Here is a 25,398-nt window from a genome sequence, read left to right as displayed (position 1 = left end):
TGTCCGTCGGACGCCTCCCGACAGACAATCCAAAGTAACTTCTTTGCCATTTGGGTTATGCAGCCATGCCAATGGATTATTCATGCCAACGGCAAAATCTATGCATGCTTCCCCGACCGCGAAGGAGCAAAAGAATGAAATGTTTGAACTGCGCAGGTGCGGTGAAAATACCTCACCAGTACTACTTCTGCTCCCAGGAATGTTTCGGAGAGACAACCCGTAACACCAATTGGAGGATGTTGAGCGATGGCCTTCCGCCTACTGGTTTTCCTGCTGGTGGCCAGCCCCGCACTGGCCCAGGACCACAGTTCCCACGTCCCCATTGGCCCTCCCGAGGGCAATTACGGCCAGGGGCACGAGAAGTGGCACAGCATCTACATGGGGATGCATAACACGCTGGGTGGCTCATGCTGCAACGGCGGCGACTGTCGGCCAACGGTTGCCAAGTTCGAGGAGGGAAAGTGGTGGGGCAAACTCAACGGAGTATGGACGCCGATCGAGCCATCCAAAAGGGTGCCTGAACACCCGTACTCATGGAACGAAACGGCCCACATTTGCGCGGCTGGGAACAGCGTCTACTGCTTCATACCCCCTGACAACGGGACCTGAACCTCTCGCCTAGCCGGCTGGGTGCCTCGTTTCGGAGAAGAGGTCGCCCTGCTCGGGTTCCACAGGCGGTGTTTTTGCGCCTCGCAAGCCACCCAGGAATTTGCCGAGCCGCTCAAGATACAAGTAGACCACCGGTGTCGTGTAGAGTGTGAGAATCTGCGACAGCGCCAAGCCACCCACGATCGTGTAGCCGAGCGGCTGGCGGATTTCCGATCCGGCGCCGGTGCCCAGCATCATCGGCACGCCGCCGAGCATCGCCGCCATGGTGGTCATCAGGATCGGCCTGAAACGTATGGTGCAAGCGCGGTAGATTGCCTCCTGTGGGCTGAGACCTTCGGTCCTCTCGACCTCGAGCGCAAAGTCGACAAGCATGATGCCGTTCTTCTTGACGATGCCAATCAGCAGGATAACGCCGATCATGGCGATGACGCTGAAATCCATATGGACCGCCATGAGCAAGAACAAGGCGCCGATAGCGGCTGAAGGCAGCGTCGATAGAATGGTGATCGGATGGATCAGGCTCTCATAGAGCACCCCAAGGATGATGTAGATCACCACCAGCGCCACTCCGATCAGGATTGGTGTGCCTGACAGCGCCGATTGAAAGGCTTGCGCGTTGCCCTGGAGGCTGGTTGCAAGCGAAGCAGGCTTTCCGGCATCGCGTTCGAACTGCTGGATAGCTGCGACCGCATCTCCAAGCGCCGCCCCGGGTTTTAGATTGAAGGAGATCGTGACCGCCGGAAACATGCCTTGATGATTGATCACGATCGGCGCAGCCTTCGTCATGCTGGTCACCAGGGCGCTTAATGGCACCTGCTGCCCTGTCGAAGAATTCAGATAGATATCCTTGAGCGCCTCGGGACCGTACTGGAATTCCGGGCTGACCTCGAGAACAACGTGATACTGATTGAGCTGTGTGAACATTGTGGAGACGATGCGCTGGCCGAAAGCATCGTCGAGCGTGTTGTCGATCGTCGACGGGAGGATTCCGAAACTCGACGCGACTTCGCGATTGACGGTCACATCGAGCAGTGGTCCTGCATTCTCCTGATCGGTGGCCACGTCAACGATTCCCGGCATGGCTCTAAGCTTGTCGAGGAATATCGGTGCCCAATGGTTGAGCTCGTTGGAATCGGCATCGGTCAGAGTATATTGATACTGCGTCTTCGAGACCCGACCGCCGACAGTGATGTCCTGTGCCGCTTGCATGTAAAGCGTTATGCCTTGAATCTTGGCGAGTTGGGATGACAGCCGGCTGATCACCTGATCGGCGCTGACGTCACGTTGGTTGTTTGGCTTCAAGGCAATGTACATTGTCCCGCGATTGAGCGTGCTCCCGCCAGTTGCTCCTATCGAGGCTCCGACCGAAGCTACCGCCGGATCCTTAAGCACAATGTCGGTTACCGCCTGCTGACGCTCGGACATGGCCGGGAACGAAATATCCTGGTCGGCCTCGGTGACGCCGATAATCAAGCCGGTGTCTTGTTGCGGGAAGAAACCCTTCGGGATGATGACGTAGAGATAGCCGGTGACAGCAATCGTTCCGAGCATGACGAGCAGCGTCACGAAAGTGTGCCGCAGGACGATCCTTAGGCCCCGTTCATACAATCCAAGCAGCGCGTCGAAGCCGCTTTCGCAAATATTATAGAGCCGCCCGTGCCTGACGTTGGCCTCATTCTTGAGCAGACGCGCGCACATCATTGGCGTCAGCGTGAGCGAGACCACCAGCGACAGGATCAGTGAAACGCTCACCGTTACCGCGAATTCCTGGAAGAGTTCGCCGACATAGCCTCCCATCAGAAATAGTGGAATGAACACTGCGATGAGCGACAGCGTAATCGAAATGATGGTGAAGCCGATTTCGCTCGAGCCCTTGAGCGCAGCTTCCATCGGAGTGAGGCCATCTTCGATGTGACGGACGATGTTCTCGATCACGACGACTGCATCGTCGACGACGAACCCGACCGCGATCGACAAGGCCATGAGCGACAGATTGTCGAGGCTGTAACCAAGCACATAGAGCACGGCGAAAGTACCGACGAGCGAGAGGGGCACGGTTATTGCGGGAATGACCGTTGCCCAGAAATTGCGCAGGAACAGGAATATCACCATCACCACCAGGGCGACGGTCAGCATCAACGTGAACCGCACGTCCGCGACCGAGGCACGGATGGTTTGGGTGCGGTCTGAAACGACCGATACCTTGATGCCGGGCGGGATCGACGCCTGCAGCTGGGGCAGCAGAGCCTGAATGCGGCCAACCGTCTCGATCACATTGGCACCGGGCAGACGCCGGATAGCCAGCAAGATGGCGGGCTTCTTGTCGTACCAGGCGGCGACAAAGTGGTTCTCCGGCCCGTCTATCGCGGTGCCGATGTCGCGGATGCGTACAGGGGAGCCATTGCGATAGGCGACGATAACATCATTGTAGGCGTCAGGTTTGAGCAGTTGGTCGTTTGTGTTGAGCGTGAAGGTTTGACGCGGGCTATTGAGCGTGCCCTTCGCAATATCGACATTGGCCTCGCCGAGCACGTTGCGAACATCTTCAAGGCCAATGCCGCGGGCCGCGGCCGCTTGCGGATTGACCTGCACACGGATCGCCGGCTTCTGCTGGCCGCCAATGCCAACAAGACCCACGCCGGAGATTTGCGAGATCTTCGGCAGCAGGATGTTTTCCGCGTAGGCATCGACCATCGTCAGTGGAAGGGTGTCGGATGTCAGCGCGAGCACCAGGATCGGAGTATCCGCCGGATTGACCTTACGGATGGTCGGCGGATAGGGGATGCCCAGCGGCAGATCTGGGCTTGCGGCATTGATCGCCGACAGCACGTCAACCGCGGCGCTGTCGACGCTGCGGCTGAGGTCGAACTGAACGGTGAGTTGTGTGCTGCCTAGCGCGCTGGTCGAAGACAGCTGGGTCACGCCGGGGAGTTGGCTTATCTGTTGCTCAAGCGGGGTGGCTACCGACGACGCCATGGTTTCGGGATCGGCGCCGGGCAACTGCGCTGACACCTGGATCGTCGGAAAGTTGACGTTCGGCAATGATGCGACTGGCAGAAGCCGGTAGGTAGCCAGCCCACACAGCAGCAGACCCGCCATCAGCAGGCCTGTCGCGATCGGCCGGCGAATAAAAGGGGCCGAGACATTCACGGGATTGCCTGCTGCACTGCGCTTTGCAGGGCGGCTTCATCAGCGGCTTTGCCCCGCAGCACTTGAACGGGGACGCCCTCCACGAGCTTGTATTGCCCGTCGACCACGACCGTTTCGTTCGCCTCGAGACCCGAATCGATAAGGGCTTGTCCCTCGGTCAACTGGGCAACAGTGACAGGCCGTATCCGCGCGGTTCCATCAGGTGCGATCACGTAGACATAGGAGCCGTTTGGACCTTGCTGCACTGCCGACCCGGCTACCGTCAGCCCCCCAGTGCGGGTATCAAGAAGCAAACGTACATTCACCAGGGCACCCGGCCAGAGTTGGTTCCCAGCGTTCGGAAACGTGGCTCGGAGGCGGATCGTGCCCGTCGTCTGGACAATCTGGTTGTCGAGAAGCAAAAGTTTGCCTTCGTCGAGCTTGGTCTTGTCGTCCTGGCTGTACGCAAAGACCGTCAGCTGCCCCTTGGCCATCTGCTTCTGGATCTGCGGGAGCGTTTCCTCGGGCAGCGTAAAGATCAACGAGATCGGCTGGACCTGCGCAACGTCGACCAGACCAAAAGTATCGGTCGGGTGAATGATATTGCCTTCGTCGATCTGCCGGATACCCGTTACACCGTCGATCGGCGAGGTCAGACGGGTGTAGCTCAGATTGATCTGCTCGGCCTGTAGCAGAGCCTCGTCTGCCTTGATTGTCGCCTGGAGCTGGATCACTTCGGCCTTCTGCGTGGCTACCAGTTGGGAAGTGGCAAAGCCCTTCGCCAGCAGTGGCGTGTAACGGTCCAGGTCTGCCTGCGCATTGACGAGCAGCGCCTGGTCGCGATCGCGAGTGGCGGTTATCTGATCGATTTGTGCCTGATAGGGATCTGGGTCGATCTGCGCCAGCAGATCGCCTTTTTTCACGGTCTGGCCTTGCGTGAATGTGATCTTCGTAATCGGTCCTGAGATCAGGCTGTGCACGACCACGTTGTTGTAGGCGATCACCGTTCCTACACCGCGAAGGTAGATCGGCACATCGTGACTGGCTACCTTTCCGGCAATGACCGGAACCGCCGAGGCAGGAACGGAGACCGCCGCAGGTTCGGAATGGTCGTAGACGTGTTTGGCTGCAAGCCCAACGCCGCCGATCATGATCAGCAGCGCAGCAACAATGAAGGGTCGCTTGCGCATTGAGGGCTCCTACGACAGCGGCTCTTAAGGGATCAGTTCTTTCAGCAGCCGGATGTCGACGGCGTGCCGCTAATGCCCGTCAGCCCCGTGCTGCCACATGATGTGCCTGATACATTGAGCATAGGAATCGCTACCTGTGGATTTGTTACCGGATCGGCCAACGCGGGTGTTGGAATGCCAATTGGCGAACTCACTCCCAAATTGCTGAGTTCCGAAGACCCCAGCGGAATCCCAACTGCGGCCCCAAGACTCGTGGACGATGTCCCGGTGGTCATCGATGGTGTCGCTGTGGTGCCGAAAGACGACGCGCTCGACGCCGTCGAGTTGCAGGTGCCCGACGCTGTTGAAACCGTCGGGTTCACAAACGACGTCCCGCTCGTGGATGTGGTTGCGTTCATGCCTCCGCCGTCGAAAGTGGAAAGGGCGGAAGTCGCTGCCGCAACTTCGGAACTTGATGCCAAAACACTTGGCGCCAAGACATTGGTACACCCGGAGTTGTTGGAACTATCCCCGATGCCCACGGTGCTACCCGTCAAGCCACCCGGATCGAGCTCGACCGCGCCCAAGGGAATAGCAACCGGATTGAGGGGCGAACCAATTGCAGAAAGCGGCGATGTCAGTCCTGTCGCGGGCGTGGTGCTGATTTGCGCCAAGCTCGGCCCGCTGAACAAGAGAGCGAACGCAACGGTAATCAGCAAGATTGGCATCGCAACGTCATACTCATTTCGCATTGGAACTACCGTCGTTTCATGTGTCTAGGTAGGGGCGGAGAACATCGTACTAATCCCACCGCCCTGACTGCCTGAGGCCAAGGATTTCATATGTGCAGGCAGCACTTCCTCGTGTCGTTTGGGTCGGATTTCGCCCGGTCAGATCGAGATGATGCCAGATGGAGGGGAAGCGCTCTTCTCTAAAGGCGGCTGGATTTCCCTATTCGCACGCCGACTCCGAGCATTTGTGAGATTTGGACAAGGTCGCGCTCCTTGTCGGAATGGGCCTCGCCCTTTCATCAACCCGACGATGCGCTGGCTGCTCAATATGAACGTGCGTTAACCGCGACGGGGCGCGGGGTCGGACCATGGATTGGCGGTTGGAAAGGTCTACTAAAGTGGTGCCGGAGCCTGCCAGCATTCCTTCCGATATCGCGCGACGGTGCCCGGATATTCACGCGGCCACCGCCGACATCGGCGTGGCGGTGGCGGAATTCTATCGATTAAGTTGAATGGATCGGCCGCCTTCGACGCCCAAGGCTGGGAACCAGCTGACGGCCAATGCGATCACAACCAATCTCGGCCCGAGCATTTCGAGACCGATTTTCCAGGGCGGCCGGCTGAATTGGGTTACAGGCAAGAGTGCCAGATACCATTGGATCCGTAGTAACTCGGGTTCACAGCGTCGAACGAGCAGTAAGCAGTGTCGGTGTCGTCGTTCAACCAGAGCTGGTTATCATATTCCCGGTCGCCAGCTTCCCGACCGCCAAAAAGGACCTTGTGGTGCTGGCGGTTGCCAATGGCACCGCTGCTGAAGTGTACGGTAGGACCATCTCCGCCGCCGCTGCGCGCCATGGAGACCGTCGCCGAGCCGGTCGCCAGCATCACGCCCAAAGTAATCTTTGCCAATATTGTTGCTGATTTTCTCACGATAGACTCCTTCGGATTGAGAATTCATGGACTCTTTGAAAATATTTCCAGTCAGGCCATAGTTCTGCAGACGTGCGAGCCAAAACCTTCAGTGTTCGAATCCGGTCCCCACTCGCACTGTGGAGTCCGGATTCGAAGAGGCCGTGGTGGTTCACGGACAAAATGGGTAAAGGGTGCGATACTCATTGTATGGGTACGGGTAACCGCAGTAGCCGTCGTCATAGAAATCACTGCCGAAACCGCGGTCCCTTCCGAACCTATGACCGTCGCCGACATGGACACCACGGACATGGCCGCCGCCGCCCAAGATTGCGACACGACCGCCATTGGCAAAGCCTACGCCGTGGCCACCGCCAAAGCCTTCGGCATGGCCGCCACCGCCCATGCTCATACCATGACCGCCGCCGCCAAAGCCGCCGCCACCGCCATGGCCGCCACCACCGCCGTGCGCCATCGAGACCGTCGCTGAGCCAGCCGCCAGCATTGCGCCCATGACGATCGTCGCCAAGAATGATGTTGATCTTTTCATAATACGCTCCTGTAGTTGAAGCTTTCTTAGTTGCTGAAAGCAATATTAATATAGATACGGGAGATGCTCTTCAGCATGATACGCTTGTTTGATTTTTGTATATCTTATAACTACAAACAATCTCTCTTGATTGCATGGGAAGCCGTCAGTGCGCTCTGCGGGCAGTCCTTCGCGGCCTAGGATGCAAGGTGTCCTGCGCACTTTTGGGCGACAGGAATTTGGTGCCGGCTTGATTGGCATTGCTCAGCGCCGATTTGCGCTCCGCAGCCGACCCCTCTCCCGTCGTGTCATTTCACACCGACAGCGACCTGGGGGCGTCCCGTTTCGCATAGGTAACCTTCACTGCGTTTTGCAATTTTTCGAAGGCGCGCATCTCAATCTGGCGCACACGCTCGCGCGAAACGCCGAATTCGCTGGAGAGATCTGCCAGACTCCTCGGATCATCCGCAAGACGACGCGCCTCGAGGATGCGCCGTTCGCGTGTGTTGAGCACGCCAAGCGAGTCGATCAGCGCCCTGTGCCGGCCGGAAGCTTCCTCGAACTGAACGAACTTGTACTCCTGGCTGTCCTCGCCCTCGACCAGCAAATCCTGCCATTGGCCCTCAGCCTGGCCTCGCAGGGGCGCATTGAGCGACCTGTCCCCGTCCATGCGACTGTTCATGTAAACAACTTCTTGCTCCGTCACGCCAAGGTTGCTTGCGATGAATTCCACGTGCTCTGGACGCAGGTCACCGTCGTCCAGTGCCGAGAGACGAGCCTTGAGTCGCCGCAAGTTGAAGAACAGCTTTTTTTGATTGGGGGTCGTACCGACCTTCACCAGTGACCAGGAGCGCAGGACATATTCGCGAATGGACGCCTTGATCCACCAGATCGCATAGGTAGCCAAACGAAAGCCGCGCTCCGGTTCGAAGCGATTGACCGCCTTGATCAGGCCGATGCTGCCCTCTGATATCACCTCTGACATCGGCAGCCCGTACCCACGATAGCGCATGGCAATTTTGGCAACGAGGCGAAGATGCGACAACACCAGTTGGTGAGCGGCCTCCGGATCGTTGTCGTCGCGCCAGCGTTTTGCCAGCGCTTGTTCCTGCCCAAGCGTCAGCATGGGGAGATGTTTGATCTCGCCGAGATAACGGCGAAGCCCGTCTTCGTTTGCCAAATTTGTTATTGCTGCGCGCGCCATGAAGCACTCCTTGCCTACCTCGCAGGGGATCAATAGTTTCTCGACGCCCATAGACGTTCGATGTTGACTTCTCTGTTCAGCGCTGCCGCTGCTTGCGGCGTTGTTCGCCTGAAGCGCGAAGGTGCATCAGGTGCTGCTAACGCGCGTCATGAAGCGCAGAATCGATACAGTTGATCATGGCCTGGCTGTCCAACGGCTTGCCGAAGAAGCCGATGGCGCCCGTTTCCCGAGCGCGTTTGCGGACACGCTCCTCTGGATAGGCGGTGATCAAAATTGTCGGTATGTGATAGCCATGTTCGATCAAATGATCCTGCAGTTCTATTCCTGTCATTCCGGGCATCTGGATATCGCAGATCAGGCACGACGTAGTTTCCAGATTAGATGACATCAGGAACTCCTCGGCCGATTCGAATGCAAATGCGATGAAACCCAACGATCTGACGAGGCTTGCAGTGGCAAGTCGAACGGACTCATCGTCATCGACGATCGAGATCATCGCGCTGCGGGTCAATTCACTATTCCTCCGTGCTTGCCGATGACCCAAACATTGCTGCTTCAACGACTGTTTCTCGGCGAGATATTGCACCCGCGCTTGCGAAAGCGAAAGTTATACAGAGGTGTAACAAGCTTATTTACCGGGAGCGTCTATCCCCAGGGCGCCAGCCATCTTCACCAGGTCGGCCAGAGTTCTGGCGCCCATTTTCTTCATCAGGCGACCGCGGTGGATTTTCACCGTGATTTCACTGAGTTGCATCTCGCCAGCGATTTGCTTGTTCATCAATCCAGTCGCGACAAATGCCATCACCTGGCGTTCCCGAGGGGTCAGGGTGCTCAGAAGGCTCTGCAGCTCCGACAGCGCCCGGTCTTTGTCTCGCCGTTGCCTGTCGCGCTCCAGAGCGCCGGCGACTGCATCCAGAATATCCTGATCTCGGAAGGGCTTGGTGAGGAAATCGACCGCTCCGGCCTTCATGGCTCGCACGGACATGGGAATGTCGCCGTGACCGGTCATGAAGATGATCGGCAAGTGAATGCCTGCCTTGCTCAATTGCGTTTGAAATTCGAGTCCGCTCACCTCCGGCAGCCGGATATCGAGCACAAGGCAGCTTGGACCGTCGGGAAGCCGACTGTTCAGCAGTTCGGGAGCAGAACCGAAAAGCTCGACACGCGTTCCAACAGATCGGAAGAGGCTGCTTAAAGCTTCACGCAACGACGGATCGTCGTCCACGACCAGAACAGTCGGAGGCATGGCGCCGTTGCCGACTTGTGGTTGAGAGGAAGAGGCGGGGCGTTGGATCATGAGCCGGCATCCTTTTCGACGCGTGGCAGAGAAAATTGGAATATCGCGCCGCCGCCTGGATTGGGCTCGATCCACACACGGCCTCCATGTGACTCGACGATCGACCGGCAGATCGACAGTCCCATGCCCAATCCCTCTGCCTTGGTGGTGAAGAAGGCCTTGAACAACTGACGCGCACTATCGGGATCGATGCCTGGTCCCGTATCCTGGACCCTCACATTTGCCTGGTTCGATTCATCGATCGAAGTCGTAACGAGAATTTCGCGCAAGTCGCTGTTGCCAGAGGCCATTGCCTGAATCGCGTTGATCAAAAGATTGATCAGGAGCTGTTGAAGCTGGATACGGTCGCCAAGTGCGGGCAGCGCCTGGTTGGCTAGATTCAGTTTCAGGGTGATGCGATTTGCAACGAACTCACGATGCACCAACGTGAGCGATTCGTTGACGATCTCGTTCACGTCGACAAGCGCCATCTGGATGTCGCCCTTCTTGGACAACGCCCGGATTCGATGGACAATATCGCTGGCGCGTTGGGCGTCAGCGATGCTCCGCTTGACCGCGCTGCGGACCTCATCCAGATCGGGCTTGTCTCGATCCATCCATCGCAGGCACGCCTCGCCGTTCATAACGATGCCGGCAAGCGGCTGATTGACCTCGTGCGCGATCGAGGCCGTCAATTCACCCAATGTGGTGAGGCGTGTCACATGGGCGAGTTCCGCCTGGGCCTTCAGGACCTCGGTTTCGGCTCGCCTGCGCTCTGATATGTCCGTATTCGTTTCGAGAACCGCCAACGGTCTGCCGTCGGCATCCGTCTTCAGCGACCACCGGCTGGAAACGACAACGACGGATCCGTCGCGTTTCGTGTGCAAGAGCTCACCTTCCCAGCGGTTGGAGCTGAGCAGTTCCCGATTGATCTCGTCGAGCCTGGCTGGAAAGACCGTCTGCAGGAGTTGATGGGTGGACTTTCCCGCCGTGTGTTCGGCCGACCAGCCGTAAATGGCTTCTGCACCACGATTCCAATAGGAGATCAGACCGCCCATGCTGCGAACGAAAATCGCGTCATGCGTCAAATCGAGCAGTTGGGCCTTTTCGGATAGATCGGTCGAGGTCGACTGGTTTTTGAGCACCAGAAGGGCGGTAATGACAATGGTCGCGATGCTCATGACGCAGCGGCTGAGGGCGCCACCACTGGCTTCGTGTCCGTGAACAAGCCAGAAGCTCAGCACGGTGAGCCCAACACAGGCGAGCGAACACAAGACGATGCCACGCCTGCGAAACGCGGTGGACGCAAGCAAAACAACGACCACATAGAGGACCGAGACAGATCCCGCAAATGGATCAAGAGTATCGACGGCGAATATTCCGGCGGCAAGAAGGTTGGCAAGAGGCGCCACCAGCCGCGAATTGCTCGATGTTCGCGGAAATAGTCTATGCCGCATAAGATCTTTGCCCAGCTTCTGGTCGACGCTTGCGTGCTGATCGACCTCCGTGTCGCACCGATGTCCAGGTCCACCTTAAGCAGCGAAATCCTTTCTGCTTGTTCGAAATTGCGGTCGTCGGTGCCTGATTGCACCTTTGTCACGGCAAGCGCGTCGCGAACCAATCCAGGGGATCGAGCGACCCGTCAGCGCCACAGGCTTGAGAGCGAGCCTACAGCATCCGATCCGGCGGAAAGCATGCAGGCAAAACGCAACGCCCAAGCTCTGGCGGCGACACGATGGGTATGACGACACAGGCTCGGATGAGCCACGGCCACGATCATCGTGCGATTCAGCTATACCATGCGTCAACAGGAAAGACCGCGTCAGCGCCCGATCAATATCGTGTGCCGTGCGTGCCAAGCGGACACTCATGCGGTCCGTGGCCGAACCAATTCGCGCAGTCGAGAAGCCCACCGCAGCAAGGAATGAAGCAAAATGAGCATAGCCACCGATAAGATATCCCGTCGAACCATGTTGGCTGCGACAGCTGCTGGCGGCTTGCTCACGACGGCGACACTGGCCCAGGCGCAAAACGGTGACCCGCTAGCCAACGGCCGCGGCGGCACCAACCCCGGTCCGATGAATCCTTCCCGAATAGCCCAGAATCCGGACCTGATGATCCCACCGAGCACGGATGCGGGCAGCCTGCCGAACCTGCGTTTCTCGTTCGACGATGCCCATATCCGACTGTCTGGCGGCGGCTGGACCCGACAGGTGACCGCACGCGAGCTCGGCGTCTCCAAGGACATTGCCGGCGTGAACATGCGCCTGAATGCCGGCGGCGTGCGCGAGTTGCATTGGCACAAGGCCGCCGAGTGGGCCTATGTCCTCTACGGGAAAGCACGCATCACGGCAGTCGATGCCAATGGCCACAATTTCGTCGACGACGTCGGCGCGGGTGACCTTTGGTATTTCCCGCCGGGCATTCCACATTCGATCCAGGGCCTTGATCCAGACGGGACGGAATTCTTGCTGGTGTTCGATGACGGCGACTTCGACGAGGATAACACCTTCCTGCTGAGCGACTTTCTGAAGCACACTCCTCCCGAAGTGCTCGCCAAGAATTTCGGCGTTCCGGCATCGAGTCTTGCGAACGTCCCCGATCCCAGCGAGCTTTACATGTTTCCCGCGCCGGTTCCGGGGCCGCTCAGCGCAGACAAGATCGCGGGCGCGGTCGAGGTCCCGCAGAGCTTCAGCCACCGCATGACGGCACAGGCTCCGATGAGGATGAAACACGGAACGGTGCGAATTACCGACAGCGCCGTGTTTCCTGTTTCCAAAGCAATCGCCGCGGCCCTTGTCGAGGTCGAACCGGGCGGGATGCGCGAGCTGCATTGGCATCCGAATACAAACGAATGGCAGTACTACATCCAGGGCCAGGCCCGCATGGGCGTGTTCGCGGCGTCGGGCGAGGCCCGAACATTCGATTTCCAGGCCAACGACGTCGGCTACGTACCCTTCGCCATGGGGCACTACATCGAGAACACAGGCAATACGACGCTGCGATATTTGGAGGTATTCAAGAGCACCTACTTCGCCGATGTGTCACTAAATCAGTGGCTCGCCCTCACACCGCCGGAATTGGTCCGCGTCAGTTTGCGCGCCGACCCGCAGTTTCTGCAGGCCTTGCGTAAGGGGAAGTCTCCCATCGTGCCGACCTAAAGCGCGTCGCGTTGAACGGATCCAATCGACGCATCGTCCCAAAACCGCTGCGCACCCCGGTTCGAGAGCGAGCGTATGCTTTTGTGGTCCCTGCAAGTTGATGGCGAGGTAGCCGCCCAGCACCGTCAAAATAGCTGCGCCATGGCACACCGACGTCTCGATATTCACTTGCTTGAGTGATCTTTAAGCCAAGCGTGGGCGCCCTGAAGAGTTCTGAAGTCTTCCAGGCTTCGTGCTGGGATGTCGCGATACGCGCCGACTGCCATTTCGCTCAGCGCCCGCCCGGGCCCGAGTTCGAGGAAGGCCGTTGCGCCGCCTTCGACGCAACCCTGCAGGCAATCGGCCCATTGCACCGTTTGCGATATTTGCGCCGCCAGCTTGTCGAAACCTGCCTTGGTGTCGATGACAGGAGAGCCGTCGACTCCGCTCAAGACACGCGCGCCGTAAGTCGGAGAGCGCATCAGGCGAACATGGCACAGGCTCGCGCGAAACGCGGCAGACGCCCCGGCGAGTCGCCTCGTATGGGAAGCAACCTCCACAGGTAACCCGACAACCCTGGCTGCGTCCGCCTTCGCTTCGTCGGCAAGGGCTTCCAAAGTCGCGCGGCTCCCGCCGAGGACGAAGGCGTTACCCGGATTGACGATAGCGATTGCGGCATTGTGCCGTTCGCATAGTCTCTCGATGGATTTGCGGGAAAGGCCACGGACGAAAAGCAGCCCGTCTCCACCGGGGGAAGCAGCATCCATGGCTTCCGCCCGACGCGCGACGAGGTCCAGCGTATCGGTCGCGCTGAACAGACCTGCAACACCCCAAGCCGCCACTTCGCCGACGCTATAGCCGGCGACGGTCGGCCGGTCGGGCAGCGTGTCCCGCAGCGCCGCCGCGGCTGCCAGCGCCTGCAGCGAGCAGAGGATTTGCCCAATGCGGTTGCGGTGCAGGGCGTCGCCCGATCCGGTCCGCACGATCTCGCGCGGATCCCTGTCGCCGAGCAACGTTGCGGCATAGGCAAATAAACCGGCAGCTTGCGGCGCATCGGCGGTCAGGGCGAACATGTCCGGATGCTGCCGCCCCTGTCCGGAGCAGAGAATTGCAAGGACCATCGCCGCTATGGAAACATAATGGCGATGGCGATCGCCATCGTCACGATGCTCACGATGGTGCTGCCAATGACCATGGAGCCGACCGTCGAAGAGTCGAGCCGATAGCTCACGGCGAAAAAGATGCCGAAGAACCCTGCCGGCAGGGCAGCGAACAGGATCGCCGTCCTGGCGATCTCAAAGGGAACCGGTAGCAGGAGCACGATCGCGACCATCAGGAGAGGTCGAACGATGTCGGCCAATGCGGTCGCGCCCACGATCTTCCAGTTGAACTCGAACGATTGAGCCGACAAGACCAAGCCGGTCAGGAACAGCGCTACGCCGGCTGCGGCCTGCCCTATCACCATCAGACAGGCTTCGATGACAGGATTGAGCGTCACGCTGCATAGCGAGAGCAGGATTCCAAGCGCGGGGCCGACAACAATGGGTTTTGTCAGTGCGCGCCTCAGCGCGTCGAACATCTGAGCGCCTGGCGTCTTGACGGCGCCGTCCTCCTTCAGGCTGCCCATTTCGGCGACAACAAGTGTGATCGGAGTGACCAGGATCGAACCCGCGGCCATGGCAACGGCGACCGAGACCGGCCCCGTCGCTCCGAGCAGCGAGGATGCAATCGGAAGTCCGACACCGCCAAGGTTTGGGAAGGCAACGGTCAGAGCCTGCACCGAAGCGCCCACCTTGCCCGTCGCCAGAAAAAGCCGCGCGATGGAGTACCAGGCGAAATAGATGAGCAGCATGACCCCGCCGAAAATGGCGAAGAGCGGCGCCTGGACAAGCAGCTCGCCACGCGGGGCCGACGCGGTCGCCGCGAACAGCGATGCCGGCAGCGCGAAGCTCATGACGAGCGTGTTGAAGCCGTCGACATGATGGTTTTCGACGATGCCGAATCTTCCGGCTCCATAGCCGAGGGCCATCACGAAAAAGACCGGGGCGAGCGCCAGCAGGATTGTATTGGCCATCAGGCAAGCATCCTTTCCTGCGCGTCGACGAACAAGGTCATGGCAAGGAGGTCCGCTGAGCCCCCGGGACTGAGCCGACGGGCAACGAAGCTCCTATGCACAAAATGGGCGCGGTCTCGCCAGCCGGGTGCGCCGACGCCGCCCTGGTCGAGAAAGCGGCGCGCGGCTCGACGCGCAAAGCCGAGACCGGAGAGGCCGCCGCGGTGCAGCAGAGTGGTGTCCTCGACAACCGCAATGAGCGCGAAACATGTTTCGATGCGTTGGGCTTCGGCGTCGTCGGGAGCCTCAAGGACGCTCTTTCGCAGGGTGGGCAGGCCGACATGATAAATGCTGGGGAATCCGAGGGCAGCCTCGATCCGCGCACCACCAGCGCCGAAGCGGCGACGGGCCAACTGACCGTGGCTCTGCGGAACCATCGGTCCTTCGAGTATGCCGCGGGCCCACAGCCGCAGGACCACAGTTCCCAACGACAGCGTGGGATCCACCTGTCCGCCGATCCTGGCGCCGGCGGCCGCGCATAGCAGGCCCAATCCGAATATGGCGCCGCGATGCGTGTTGACCCCCATCGTCGCCGCAAGCATGGCTGCCTCGGCATCGAGGCCGATTTCCCTCAACGCGCCCATCGCGCAGCCAGCGGCGCCGGCTTCCGCCAAAGCCTGGAAGTACGGCCCGATGGCCGCGGCGCTGGCGCGAAATGTGCCGGCATCCATGTCTTCATGGCTGCCGGAATCGATGTGGCTTACAAGGCCCGGCTTGGGCCACGTCTCCAGCTCGTCGAGAAGGCAACGCACCGCGCTCGTGGCGATGGCCCCGGCATCCGGAAAACGTGGTACCAGCACCTTTGACGCAAGCGGCCGCTCCGTGCCGAAAGCAAGGGCGACGGTCACGATGGCATCCCTTCAGAAAGAAAAAGCTGGGCGTCGAGCAACGCCACATCACTGACGGTCTTGACCAGAACCTCGCGCGGGCCGGCGTGAAGCTCCCGCCAGTTCGCGGCCACGCCGTCATGGCGGATCAGCTCACCATCCAGCCGCATCGGCGCGGCCGCCTCGATCCGCGCCAGATCGGCGGTCAGGCGGCTAAGATCCGTGTCGCGATTGACCTGCAGCAGGAGGTCGAGATCGGAGCGGTCGGTCAGATAGTCCAATCCTGTGACGACAGCCAAGGCAAGGCTGCCGAACACCCTGGCTTCCACGCCATGCCGTGAGGCGATATCCTCAAGCTTGGCGAGCGTGGGTCGCCAGGCGCGTGGCGCCGACGGGCCGGCGGACCGCAGCGAGGGCGGCGGAGACGTCGACAGGATATCCTCGTGCCGCATGAGAAACGAAAATCGCTTCTTTCCGGCGAAGTACGGCAGCGCAAGGCCCAAAGGCACGCCATGCCCCTCACCCGGCATGGCACGTCGTCTAATGAGCGGCCAGCCTCTATCGACCCAACATGAGACGAGCGCGTTCGCGGCGCCATCGCTGCGTGTTAGCAACAGCGAATGCCACGCCGCCGGCCCGACGAATATCAGATCGTGACGCCGCATCGGCAGTTCACAGAGCTTGAAGTGCGAGTTCACGGACGCGCTCCGCGATGGCGTATGCCTTCGGCCGACCGCCGCGCTCCAAGCCGACCACATCTCGGCGGTCGCGCGCATCCGGCATGTCCGCCAGAAGTGTGTCCAGCTGCTCAGCCAGCGGGGTGGCCTCGTCCCAGGTGAGATGAACCGCGCCTGTCTGAGCAAGATTTCGCAAGCCCGGAGCAAACACCGGCGTGGACTTCGCCTTTTCCTGCAAAACCTCGATCGACAACTTCGTCACCCTGGCCATGGATGGCAGATCCATCACCGCCGGATCGGCGGACGGCAGCCCTACCAGCACGCGGGTGGCCAGCGCCGTGGCGAGAAGGGCGCCGGCTGCGGAGTGGCCGTAGAGAAGACCGATGGCGGGTCGCCCGTGCATATCCGCATAGATGAGGGACTTGGCGAGATGAGCTAGGAACTCGTTCAAACCCAAAAGCTCGTCCCGCTTGCTCATGCGCTGGCTGTCACTGTCCGCCAGGACGAGGATCGGGGCGTTTCCGCTTTCAACCGACGCCAGGACGTAGTTCGAAAGGCGGATGGCCTCGTCCACGCCGAGCGCGGTCCGGTCCGCGACGCCGATGACGAGCGCCCGGCCACCCGATCGCAGTGCGCCCGAACCAGACAGAACTCCGCCGCTGTTTTTCACGTCGTGGCCGTCGGGAAACAGCGAGGCGAGAATGTCATCGAGCGTCACGGCTGGACCTCCGGACTTTGTCAGCGAGAGCAATGAATTGGTCCGCGGGCAGCGCAGGAATGGAAACGGCGTCAGGAATACCCTCTGCCGTCCAGATATCGACCGCATCCGGACAGGCGCCGAAGCGCTGCAACCGATCTTCAAGGCGGGATTGCTCGGCCTTCAAAGTGTCGATGCCGAAGGCACGGATTGAACTGAGCAGCTCCAGCGCGGCGTCGCGAAAGTCCTGGACAGTATCATCGACGAAAACTTCGGCGCCGCCGAGGAGCCGGCGATGCTTGCCGCCCATGGTCCGCCAGACCAGCGCACGGTCACGGGAGTCGAACTCCTCGACACCGCGATTGGTCTCGATCACCTCGGGACCGGACACCGAAATGCGACCCTGCTCGGAGACCGCCAACGCCGAACAGCAGCCAGCGATCAAACCGCCGCCGCCATAGCATCCGGCCCGGCCGCCGATCAGCCCGATCACTTTCACACCTGCAGTTCGCGCTTCGATCACTGCGCGCATGATTTCGGCAATGGCAAGCTCGCCTGCATTGGCCTCCTGCAGGCGCACGCCACCCGTATCGAACAGGATCAGCACCGGAACAGACCCAATATCGCGCGCGGCGCGCAACAGGCCGGTCAGCTTCGCTCCGTGAACTTCCCCGAAAGCGCCGCCCATGAAACGGCCCTCCTGTGCTGCGACAAACACCGGCGAACCGTCGAGCCTGCCGAGTCCCACAACGATGCCATCGTCGAACTGCTCGGGAAGATCGAAGAGCTTGAGATGCGGACTGACCTCGCGCTTCTCCGGTCCGATGAACTCGACAACGCTTCCGGGATCGAGCAGCAGCCGGACCCGTGTCCGCGCCGAGGACTCGTACCAGCTTGCGGTGCGATCCAGTTCCACCGAAGACGTGGTTCTCTGTGTGTGAGAGGCGCTCATTGGTCGTCCTCCTCCATCAGCCGGGCCGCTTGCGCCAGCCTAAGGGACACGGTGTCGGGACGCGCTCCGCCGTCATTGATGGAGAACCGGAGCCCGCCAGGCGAATAGCCTTTGACGAAGTCTGCGATCACGGCATCCCACACTTCGCCGAAACCCGCCGCAGCAGTCCTGATCTCCACCAGGCATTCGGAGTCGGGGAGCACTCGTTCGGCCAGAACTTCGAGATTGCCGGACGCAACAACGCCGATGACGGCCAGTTTCCTTGTGCCGGCCGCGCGCTGGCGGGTGGCGTGGCGGAAGTTCAGGTCCTCCATCGCGGCTGTCCTTCTCACCAGTTGCGGAATCTTGAGGGCGGCGCGTAGAGCCCACCCGACCAATGGACAAGATCCTTGATGGAACGCGCCGCCAGCATGCTCCGGTCGGCGTCGAGCGGATTGATACCGATATCTTCAGGACGACGGATGGCACCGCGCTCGCGGAGGTGCTGGACCATCTTAGCGTCGCGGCCACGGCCGACGTCGGTGTATCCCGCCACCCCGCGGATCGCCTGCTCGCGCTCCCTGGCATCACGACAAAGCAGCAGATTGGCGATGCCTTCCTCGGTGACGATGTGCGTTACGTCGTCGCCGTAGATCATCACCGGCGCCAGCTCGAGATTCAGCCTTTCGGCGAGTTCCAGAGCATCGAGCCTCTCTACAAACAGCGGCACGTTCTTTTCGCCGAAGGTCTCGCCGATCTGCACGACCAGCTTGCGGCCACGGCGCAGCAGCGTTGACCCCTCGGGATCGGCTTCCCTGCCAGCCTGCAGCCAGGGCTCGCTCGGATGTCGCCGCCCGCGCGCATCAGAGCCCATGTTCGGCGCCCCGCCAAAGCCGGCGATGCGCGACGTGGTGACCGTGGAGGAATTGCCCTGAAGATCGATCTGCAGCGTCGAGCCTATGAACATGTCACAGGCATAAAGGCCGGCCGTCTGGCAGAAGGCCCGGTTAGAACGCAGCGAACCGTCGGACCCGGTAAAGAAGACGTCGGATCGGGCGCGGATGTACTCATCCATCCCGACCTCGGAACCGAAGCAGTGGATCTGCTCGACCCAGCCGGATTCGATGGCCGGGATCAACGCAGGGTGAGGGTTTAGCGCGAAATGGCTCGCCACCTTGCCCTTCAGTCCGAGTTTCTCGCCATAGGTCGGCAAGAGGAGTTCGATCGCAGCGGTGTTGAAGCCGATCCCGTGGTTCAATCGCTTGACGCCATAGGGCGCGTAGATGCCCTTGATCGCCAGCATGCCGGTCAGGATCTGCGACTCGGTGATAGCAGCGGGATCGCGCGTGAACAGCGGTTCGACGAAGAATGGCTTGTCGGCCTCGACAACGAAATGCACCCGGTCCCCCGGTATGTCGACGCGCGGAATCTTGTCGACGATCTCGTTCACTTGGGCGATAACGACGCCGTTCTTGAAGGCTGTGGCCTCCACGACGGTCGGCGTATCTTCGGTGTTAGGCCCGGTGTAGAGGTTGCCGTCACGATCGGCGCTGACTGCAGCGATCAGCGCGACGTTCGGCGTGAGGTCGATGAAATAGCGCGCGAATAGCTCGAGATAAGTGTGGACCGCACCGAGCTCGATCTTGCCGCCGAACAGCATCTTCGCAATGCGCGCCGACTGCGGGCCGGAATAGGCATAGTCGAGCTTCTTCGCCACGCCGCGGTCGAATAGGTCGAGATGCTCCGGCAGCACGACGCCGGACTGCACCATGTGCAGGTCACGCACCTTGGCTGGATCGACAGCAAGGAGGGCGGCGCAGAGCAGATCGGCCTGCTTCTGGTTGTCACCCTCGAGGCAGACGCGATCGCCAGGGCGGACCACCGCTTCCATCAGTTTGGTGGCGTCGCGCACATCGACGACCTTGCCCTTTGCCAGCCTCGCGCCGGCTTGGATACGGGCGTCGCGCGCTTCCCGGCCACGCTGCCAGGTCGTCATCGTCTTTGCTCCTCCAGCAGGCTCCGGATTGCTGGCCGAAATTAGTCGCGGAGCTCCCTGGAGTATTTCCTCAAGCAACCATGTTTTCGACTTCGCACGCTACCGAACCCGGCAATTGCATGACAGCTCGAACGTTGTCCGGTTCCTCCACTTCGCAACCGTCTTCTGATCGATGCCGCAGCGCTTGGCGACAGGGCTGAAGGCCGATCAAAAGCATGCCATTGTTAGCCGGAGTGGAGCGATCACCGTGGAACTGGCAGCGCTTTCGTCTTGCCAGACAGTCTGGCTCCGATCGCCAGACTTTCGGGAAACCAACTGACGAAAGCCCTCATCGCCGCAGCGGATTGAGGGAGGGCTGCAATGCGTGCCAACACGGTGGCGGTGCGAATGCGAGTTGCGAATTGTCTGTTCCAGGCCTTTGAGTAGCGGCTGCCGGCGGCAACGCGCGCCTCGCGATCCCATCGGTCGAACCTGGCCAATTCGGTGGCCAACAGCCAGCCGGACTGCAAGGCCATGGAGATGCCTTCGGCGATGATGGGATGGGACTCGCCGGCAATGTTGCCGACCCGAAATATGTCGTCGGCAAAACGCGGACGAATGCCAGGGCGTATAGGCCCGGCGGCCAGCCATTCGCCATCGAGTGTTGCGCCCCCGATCGCGGAAACCGTACCAGGACAGGATGCCACGATGTGCGCGTGAACGGCTTGGCCCGCCGACAAGGCACCACTTTTCTCACGCAACCTGGCCAATACGTCGCGGCGTATGCAGCAGGACAGCGACATCCTGTTCTGATCCGTCCACACCATGCCGCCATAGCCGCCCGGAAACACCAGGAGAGGCATGAGGTCTCGGGCGAGCGAAGCTCCTTTGAAGTGAGCCTTGAAGCCAAACAGATCGTGAGGCGCACAGCTTTTTGGGAGGTTGGTTGGAAGCTTTCCCTGCTCCCAAGACCCATGGGCGGCTATCACGACTGGCGCAGCGAGAACCCTCTGATCGTCTTTGCCGCTGATCCGGACTGCGGCGTTCTCCCCATCGCTGATGATCGTCACCGCACGGCAAGGCTGAAAAACATCGGCTCCGGCATTGCGGGCGGCGTCCAAGAGGATGCCATCAAGGACGTCGCGCCCAAGTGCACGCCCAAAAGCGTCTCCCGCCGCCCGGGGCATGCCCGCGTCTATGCCCGGGCCCGACGCAAACAATGCTACTCGCCTGACTTCCGGGCCTGCCTTGGCGCGAATCGCAGCGCCCGCCCCCAAACGGTCCAACAGCTCCAGATTGACTGCCGACATGAACTCGCCGCAGACTTTTCGGCGCGGGAATTCGCTTCGTTCGATGATGGCAACCGCGCGCCCCTGGCCGCACAAAGCCAAGGCCACCGACGCGCCACTTGGCCCGGCACCTATGACAATGGCATCGTACATCGCGGGAGCGCTTCCTTGGGGATGACGCTGAAAGCGTGGGTAAACGGGCCAATCCTGCGTTCTTCACACTGCTGGCTGGAACCCGATGGCCACAGACTGGAAAGTTCATTGCCCGCGAACCCCGCGCGGACGCTCGCTGCTGCATCGTGCATGGTCACCTCGTTTGCGCCGATGATGCGTAGGAGCGAGCACATTCTCAAGGCAGTGGCGTTTCGGCTTGGCTCGGTGGCGAGGAACACCGGTGCCCGTGAACGGAGCGCTGCAAACAGAACCTTCAAGTCCGCGTCGGAAAAATGGTGGAGGAACAGATTGGCCGAGACAACGTCGTACGCGCCGGCGCCGGGCTTTGCGATCCAGTCAAAGACGTCATCGGTGACGGTTTCAACTCGCCAGCCGAGTGCGGTGAAGTCCGCGCGCCGTTTGTCTGAGATGAGGTTGACCTGGTCAAGCATGACGAGATCCACGTCGGCCCATCTCCTGGCCAAACGTCTTGCAACCGAGAGCATGAATGCCCCGTCGCCGGAGCCGAGTTCCAGAATCCTGGTAGGCGTTCTGCGCACGTTCGCCTTGAAGAGACCCGACATGATCGCGCTCTGAAACATCAGCGCGTTTATCCAAACGAGGTCCCGCCGGGAGCCGATTGCCCTTGGATCGTCGGGGGGGAGGATATCGAGCAGTTCCGGCTCGATCCGACGGCGGTCGAGATCTTTGGCCAACTCAGGCATTGCCGGCCGTATGGAACATCATCGTCTCCGCCGTCAGGCCGGGTCCGAATGCCATGGCACAACCCACGCGGTCTTCCGTGAACCCGCGCAGCATTCGCTCAAGCACGAACATGACCGTGGCTGAAGACATGTTTCCGTTTTCGCGAAGGACCTCGCGCGACATCGACAAAGCACAGGGATGGAGATTCAGCGCGCGCTCCACGGCATCGAGTATCGAGCGCCCCCCTGGGTGGACAGCCCAAAGATCAACGCTGCCGACGCTGCTGGCTCCCAGAATGCTGCCGATACCTTCAGCGAGCACACCTTGAATTGCGCCAGGGACTTGTCCCGACAAAACCATGTCGAAACCGTCGTCGCGAATGCCCCAGGTCATCAGGTCGCGGCTGTCAGCGGCGACGATCGCGTGAAAACTATCCAGGCCGATCCCGAATGGGCGGGCAGTCACCGACGCGGCCGCGCAACCATCACCCCAGAGGCAGAAGGACAGCAGTTTTTCGAGATCGCTGGTCTCCCTGAGATGGAGCGTACACAGTTCAATACAGACGATTACGACGTGAGCCTCGGGTTCGGACCGGATGATGTGCCGTGCCAGCTTGAGCGCGTTGATTGCCGCGTAGCATCCCATGAAGCCTATGATCGTGCGCTCAACGGTGGTCGGCAAATTGCATCGGGCAATTATCTCCAGATCGATACCGGGGGCGGAGAAACCGGTGCACGTTGTCACGATCAAATGCGTGACGGTCGTCCTGTCCTTATCCTGGAGGAGCCGCTCCACGGCTTGCTGGGCCAGAACCGGCGCAGCGGCGGCAAACATTTCCATGCGTGTCGCTGTTCCTGGAAATGCACCCCGCTTGAAAACGCCCGCCATGTCCACACTCGGACCCTCGGGATCTTCGGCAGGCGCAAAGCACGAATAGCGATGCTCGATCCCGCCCTTGTCTGCCATGCGATTGAAAATCGCGCGGCGACGGGGGTTTGCCGTCAACTGAGAGCCAGCAAACTGCAGGAAGAACCTGTGAACGCTGTGGTCAGGGACGGCCGTCGCAATTCGGTTGATGAAAGCTTGAGCGCACATTTTCTTCCTTGGCTTGCCGCCGCAAGCCTGTGGTCACCGAGGAAAGCGCCACGTGTTGGAGGCTCGCAGCGGATCTGCGCCTTCGACGGCAATGGCAAACTCTATTGTGGTAAACGCTCAGAACAGGAAATGCTTCCCTTGGACCCCTGCCCTTCGCCAAATTTCAGGCCAATGCGGTTGGACCGCAACCGAAACCTCGCTGGACAACGAATGTTTTGCGCCGCTTGCCCACAAGCACCGTGAAGCCCGGCAGGTTGGTGAGTGCGCGATGTTCGATCTGGCTCGATCGGTTGGTTTGTCTACGCCATCATAGCCGCGCAGTACGAAAGCGAAGGGCTCCGATCTTTGTACTAAAGCCTTTACCCGCCTTTTTGAAATTGTCCTCAACGCGGCCCGTGCCTTTCAGGACGGGAACACCAATTTCCAGTCCTGCTTCATGTCCACGACGGTCCAGCGTTCCTTCATCGCTTCGTCCCAAGCTTTGTCGAGCTTTCCGACTGAGGATTTGCGATCGTACGCATATTCACGATCGGCGTCGGTATGATGCACGATCCCCATGAACCGCGCGCCGCTTCCAGCGGCGGTCCATTGCAACATCTCCAGATCGCCGTCGGAATTACCGAACGCAAAGATGGGTCGGCGGCCTATGAACTTGTTGATGCCGACAGGTTTGCCCGGTCCGTCGTCGACGAAATCGATCTTGGCTTCCTTGATCAAGGCCGGCTTGCCGTCGGCACCCACCACGTATTTGGTTGCTCCCGACGACCCGACGATCCTCTCCGGCGGGATGCCATAGACAGCTTCCATCCAGGGGCGCATGAAATCGATACCGCCGCCCGACACCACAAATATCTTGAAGTCGTTCTGCCGTAAGAACTCCAGCAATTCCAACATCGGCTGGTAAACAAGTTCGGTATAGGGACGATGGTAGCGGGGATGACGCGCCGTCCTGGTCCAGTTGATGACCGCGCTGTTGAATTCGTCGGTTGTCATGCCGGCGTGCGTCACAGCCAGGATCTTGAATATTCCCTGCTCGCCCGAGCGAACCAGACCTGACACGTCGTTTGACAGGACAGATTTGAACGGTTCCTGCGTCTGCCACTCCGGATGGGTTGGGGCGAGCTGCTTCACCTGGTCCAATGCGAAGGCGAGTTGCGAGTAGATCGGCTGTTCGCACCAGAGCGTTCCGTCATTGTCGAAAACAGCGATACGCTCGTTGGCCATGACGAATTCCTGGCCGTCCGGCGTCGTGACCTTTGCAACGAAGTCCATGATCGAAGCTTTGGCGGGCCCCTCATGCCACGAAGCGAGAGGCGCAGCTTGAGCACGCGCGGACACGACGCTGGAAAGCGGCAGGCTGGTGGCCAGCATGCCGGCGAGCACCTTGCGTCTGTCCATGGCCGGACTCATCTATCGAACCACGACTTAGACGTGCACGCCGCCTGTTCTTGCACAATAGATCCTGGACAGGGCATCGCGAACTCCAGCGGTTTGGTGCGTCGCGCCGGCACGGACTTCAGCCTGCGAAGTCGATGACTGCGGTTGGATGCGCTGGTTGATCAGGCGATGCAGGCCTCGGAGAGGCCCCATTCGATTGACCGAGCGCGTCAGGCAGTCAGAATAGGAGCGGGCCTTGCAGGCACAAGACTTGGCTGCCGCACATACCGATACGAAACGGTAACAGCCCACCGATAGAACCGATGGGGGCGCCGCTGGAGCTTATGCCGGTCCCTTGGTAGCAGCCAAATCGCGCCGTCGAACGCCAAGGCGGTGACGCTTGCAGGCCCCGGATAGAACCCGGCTGTAACAGTAAAGTGCTGGCGCGCCTCCCCTCACTGTGACGATGCTTGCTGGAATGCTTCCGCACGAGGTCATTCATTCGGTTTGAAACATATGGCCATGCCTTCCGAAACCGCCCACGACCGTCGGGGCTTGCTAAGGCTCATGTTGAAGATGCCGGCCTTGCGCGGCACGCTTCAAATCCTCAGCGCGACGAATTCCGATCTGCTCGGCCTGTGCGGCGCCTACGAGGATGCCAGCACGGCCCTTGAGCGCTTGAGAAAGGAAAGAGGAAACGCGAACCGCGCCGCGATTGCTGAATACGAAGAGCTTTGCACCGATCTGGAGACCGACATTATCCGCATGTGCCAGTGACACCCGGCGGCACGTGAGCGTGTCCGGCCTTTGTAACTGTAACGTACTTCGCTTTCCGGCATTCCGATTCAATTGTGTGACGCGCC

22 protein-coding genes are annotated in these 25,398 nt (G+C 60.3%); 4 read left to right on the top strand and 18 right to left on the bottom strand.

Going from position 1 to position 25,398, the window contains the following annotated elements; translation table 11 throughout:
- Positions 1–618: 618 nt before the first annotated feature.
- A complete protein-coding gene (locus AC1D08_RS17335; protein ID WP_477423626.1) occupies positions 619–3,759 on the bottom strand; it encodes an efflux RND transporter permease subunit in 3,141 nt (1,046 codons plus the stop codon).
- On the bottom strand, positions 3,756–4,928 hold the full coding sequence (locus AC1D08_RS17330; RefSeq protein ID WP_477228355.1) for an efflux RND transporter periplasmic adaptor subunit: 1,173 nt from the start codon (positions 4,926–4,928) through the stop codon (positions 3,756–3,758). The genes AC1D08_RS17335 and AC1D08_RS17330 overlap by 4 nt, the downstream gene beginning before the upstream one ends.
- Positions 4,929–5,000: 72 nt before the next feature.
- Between AC1D08_RS17330 and AC1D08_RS17325 the strand changes: the two genes are divergently transcribed.
- Positions 5,001–5,687, top strand: a complete 687-nt coding sequence (locus tag AC1D08_RS17325; protein ID WP_477228354.1) for a hypothetical protein — start codon at positions 5,001–5,003, stop codon at positions 5,685–5,687.
- 750 nt (positions 5,688–6,437) lie between these two features.
- Positions 6,438–7,037, top strand: a complete 600-nt coding sequence (locus tag AC1D08_RS17320) for a hypothetical protein (protein WP_457154953.1) — start codon at positions 6,438–6,440, stop codon at positions 7,035–7,037.
- 352 nt (positions 7,038–7,389) lie between these two features.
- Here AC1D08_RS17320 and rpoH read toward each other — a convergent pair whose 3' ends face one another.
- The 4 genes from rpoH to AC1D08_RS17300 all read right to left on the bottom strand — a co-directional run bounded on the left by rpoH (position 7,390) and on the right by AC1D08_RS17300 (position 10,968).
- Positions 7,390–8,280: an RNA polymerase sigma factor RpoH gene (rpoH, locus tag AC1D08_RS17315; protein ID WP_477228353.1), complete on the bottom strand. Its 891-nt coding sequence runs from the start codon at positions 8,278–8,280 to the stop codon at positions 7,390–7,392.
- Positions 8,281–8,416: 136 nt separating this feature from the next.
- Positions 8,417–8,791 (bottom strand): response regulator transcription factor, encoded by a 375-nt coding sequence (locus AC1D08_RS17310; protein ID WP_457155772.1) that lies wholly within the window; start codon positions 8,789–8,791, stop codon positions 8,417–8,419.
- 117 nt (positions 8,792–8,908) lie between these two features.
- Entirely contained in the window at positions 8,909–9,577 is a 669-nt protein-coding gene (locus AC1D08_RS17305) for a response regulator transcription factor (protein WP_477228352.1), read from the bottom strand.
- Positions 9,574–10,968 (bottom strand): sensor histidine kinase, encoded by a 1,395-nt coding sequence (locus AC1D08_RS17300; RefSeq protein WP_477416613.1) that lies wholly within the window; start codon positions 10,966–10,968, stop codon positions 9,574–9,576. Before AC1D08_RS17300 ends, AC1D08_RS17305 begins: the two co-directional genes overlap by 4 nt.
- 522 nt (positions 10,969–11,490) lie before the next feature.
- Between AC1D08_RS17300 and AC1D08_RS17295 the strand changes: the two genes are divergently transcribed.
- On the top strand, positions 11,491–12,717 hold the full coding sequence (locus AC1D08_RS17295; protein ID WP_457152904.1) for an oxalate decarboxylase family bicupin: 1,227 nt from the start codon (positions 11,491–11,493) through the stop codon (positions 12,715–12,717).
- Between the two features lie 164 nt (positions 12,718–12,881).
- On the opposite strand, the gene AC1D08_RS17290 is transcribed toward AC1D08_RS17295, so the two are convergent.
- The 12 genes from AC1D08_RS17290 to AC1D08_RS17235 form a co-directional block, all read right to left on the bottom strand.
- Positions 12,882–13,817 carry an acyltransferase domain-containing protein gene (locus tag AC1D08_RS17290; RefSeq protein WP_477423625.1) on the bottom strand — a complete coding sequence of 312 codons (936 nt, stop codon included), beginning with the start codon at positions 13,815–13,817 and terminating at the stop codon, positions 12,882–12,884.
- 5 nt (positions 13,818–13,822) lie between these two features.
- Positions 13,823–14,770 carry an AEC family transporter gene (locus AC1D08_RS17285; RefSeq protein ID WP_457152902.1) on the bottom strand — a complete coding sequence of 316 codons (948 nt, stop codon included), beginning with the start codon at positions 14,768–14,770 and terminating at the stop codon, positions 13,823–13,825.
- Entirely contained in the window at positions 14,770–15,657 is an 888-nt protein-coding gene (gene mdcB, locus AC1D08_RS17280) for a triphosphoribosyl-dephospho-CoA synthase MdcB (RefSeq protein WP_457152901.1), read from the bottom strand. Before mdcB ends, AC1D08_RS17285 begins: the two co-directional genes overlap by 1 nt.
- The gene (mdcG, locus tag AC1D08_RS17275) at positions 15,654–16,334 is read right to left on the bottom strand and encodes a malonate decarboxylase holo-[acyl-carrier-protein] synthase (RefSeq protein ID WP_477228349.1); all 681 of its coding nucleotides are present in this window, start codon (positions 16,332–16,334) and stop codon (positions 15,654–15,656) included. The genes mdcB and mdcG overlap by 4 nt, the downstream gene beginning before the upstream one ends.
- The gene (gene mdcE, locus AC1D08_RS17270; RefSeq protein WP_477228348.1) at positions 16,309–17,031 is read right to left on the bottom strand and encodes a biotin-independent malonate decarboxylase subunit gamma; all 723 of its coding nucleotides are present in this window, start codon (positions 17,029–17,031) and stop codon (positions 16,309–16,311) included. The genes mdcG and mdcE overlap by 26 nt, the downstream gene beginning before the upstream one ends.
- On the bottom strand, positions 17,018–17,962 hold the full coding sequence (locus AC1D08_RS17265; protein ID WP_457152898.1) for a biotin-independent malonate decarboxylase subunit beta: 945 nt from the start codon (positions 17,960–17,962) through the stop codon (positions 17,018–17,020). The genes mdcE and AC1D08_RS17265 overlap by 14 nt, the downstream gene beginning before the upstream one ends.
- Complete coding sequence (gene mdcC, locus AC1D08_RS17260) at positions 17,959–18,276, bottom strand: malonate decarboxylase acyl carrier protein (protein WP_095089133.1); 318 nt, start codon at positions 18,274–18,276, stop codon at positions 17,959–17,961. Before mdcC ends, AC1D08_RS17265 begins: the two co-directional genes overlap by 4 nt.
- A 14-nt stretch (positions 18,277–18,290) precedes the next feature.
- Positions 18,291–19,937 carry a malonate decarboxylase subunit alpha gene (gene mdcA, locus AC1D08_RS17255; RefSeq protein WP_477228347.1) on the bottom strand — a complete coding sequence of 549 codons (1,647 nt, stop codon included), beginning with the start codon at positions 19,935–19,937 and terminating at the stop codon, positions 18,291–18,293.
- A gap of 242 nt (positions 19,938–20,179) precedes the next feature.
- Positions 20,180–21,358, bottom strand: a complete 1,179-nt coding sequence (locus tag AC1D08_RS17250) for an NAD(P)/FAD-dependent oxidoreductase (protein WP_457155122.1) — start codon at positions 21,356–21,358, stop codon at positions 20,180–20,182.
- Complete coding sequence (locus AC1D08_RS17245) at positions 21,337–22,074, bottom strand: methyltransferase domain-containing protein (protein WP_477423623.1); 738 nt, start codon at positions 22,072–22,074, stop codon at positions 21,337–21,339. Before AC1D08_RS17245 ends, AC1D08_RS17250 begins: the two co-directional genes overlap by 22 nt.
- Position 22,075: 1 nt before the next feature.
- Entirely contained in the window at positions 22,076–23,158 is a 1,083-nt protein-coding gene (locus AC1D08_RS17240) for a type III polyketide synthase (RefSeq protein ID WP_477228345.1), read from the bottom strand.
- 402 nt (positions 23,159–23,560) lie between these two features.
- Positions 23,561–24,529 (bottom strand): HAD family hydrolase, encoded by a 969-nt coding sequence (locus tag AC1D08_RS17235; protein ID WP_457155160.1) that lies wholly within the window; start codon positions 24,527–24,529, stop codon positions 23,561–23,563.
- Between the two features lie 522 nt (positions 24,530–25,051).
- Here AC1D08_RS17235 and AC1D08_RS17230 point away from each other — a divergent pair.
- Positions 25,052–25,312, top strand: a complete 261-nt coding sequence (locus AC1D08_RS17230) for a hypothetical protein (RefSeq protein WP_095089145.1) — start codon at positions 25,052–25,054, stop codon at positions 25,310–25,312.
- Positions 25,313–25,398: the final 86 nt, after the last annotated feature.

The organism is Mesorhizobium sp. P2_E6, from assembly GCF_056403835.1.
Note: the sequence above shows the minus strand (reverse complement) of the source record. Positions and strands in the feature narration are given on the sequence as shown.

What these genes read in the sequence shown, in the direction of transcription:
- AC1D08_RS17295 (WP_457152904.1), top strand. Translation starts at nt 11,491, where the DNA reads ATGAGCATAGCCACCGATAAGATATCCCGTCGAACCATGTTGGCTGCG.
- AC1D08_RS17290 (WP_477423625.1), bottom strand. Translation starts at nt 13,817, where the DNA reads ATGGTCCTTGCAATTCTCTGCTCCGGACAGGGGCGGCAGCATCCGGAC.
- AC1D08_RS17250 (WP_457155122.1), bottom strand. Translation starts at nt 21,358, where the DNA reads ATGTACGATGCCATTGTCATAGGTGCCGGGCCAAGTGGCGCGTCGGTG.
- AC1D08_RS17265 (WP_457152898.1), bottom strand. Translation starts at nt 17,962, where the DNA reads ATGAGCGCCTCTCACACACAGAGAACCACGTCTTCGGTGGAACTGGAT.
- mdcA (WP_477228347.1), bottom strand. Translation starts at nt 19,937, where the DNA reads ATGACGACCTGGCAGCGTGGCCGGGAAGCGCGCGACGCCCGTATCCAA.
- AC1D08_RS17285 (WP_457152902.1), bottom strand. Translation starts at nt 14,770, where the DNA reads ATGGCCAATACAATCCTGCTGGCGCTCGCCCCGGTCTTTTTCGTGATG.
- AC1D08_RS17230 (WP_095089145.1), top strand. Translation starts at nt 25,052, where the DNA reads ATGGCCATGCCTTCCGAAACCGCCCACGACCGTCGGGGCTTGCTAAGG.
- AC1D08_RS17240 (WP_477228345.1), bottom strand. Translation starts at nt 23,158, where the DNA reads ATGTGCGCTCAAGCTTTCATCAACCGAATTGCGACGGCCGTCCCTGAC.
- AC1D08_RS17325 (WP_477228354.1), top strand. Translation starts at nt 5,001, where the DNA reads ATGCCCGTCAGCCCCGTGCTGCCACATGATGTGCCTGATACATTGAGC.
- mdcC (WP_095089133.1), bottom strand. Translation starts at nt 18,276, where the DNA reads ATGGAGGACCTGAACTTCCGCCACGCCACCCGCCAGCGCGCGGCCGGC.
- AC1D08_RS17320 (WP_457154953.1), top strand. Translation starts at nt 6,438, where the DNA reads ATGGCACCGCTGCTGAAGTGTACGGTAGGACCATCTCCGCCGCCGCTG.
- AC1D08_RS17235 (WP_457155160.1), bottom strand. Translation starts at nt 24,529, where the DNA reads ATGCTGGCCACCAGCCTGCCGCTTTCCAGCGTCGTGTCCGCGCGTGCT.
- rpoH (WP_477228353.1), bottom strand. Translation starts at nt 8,280, where the DNA reads ATGGCGCGCGCAGCAATAACAAATTTGGCAAACGAAGACGGGCTTCGC.
- AC1D08_RS17330 (WP_477228355.1), bottom strand. Translation starts at nt 4,928, where the DNA reads ATGCGCAAGCGACCCTTCATTGTTGCTGCGCTGCTGATCATGATCGGC.
- AC1D08_RS17305 (WP_477228352.1), bottom strand. Translation starts at nt 9,577, where the DNA reads ATGATCCAACGCCCCGCCTCTTCCTCTCAACCACAAGTCGGCAACGGC.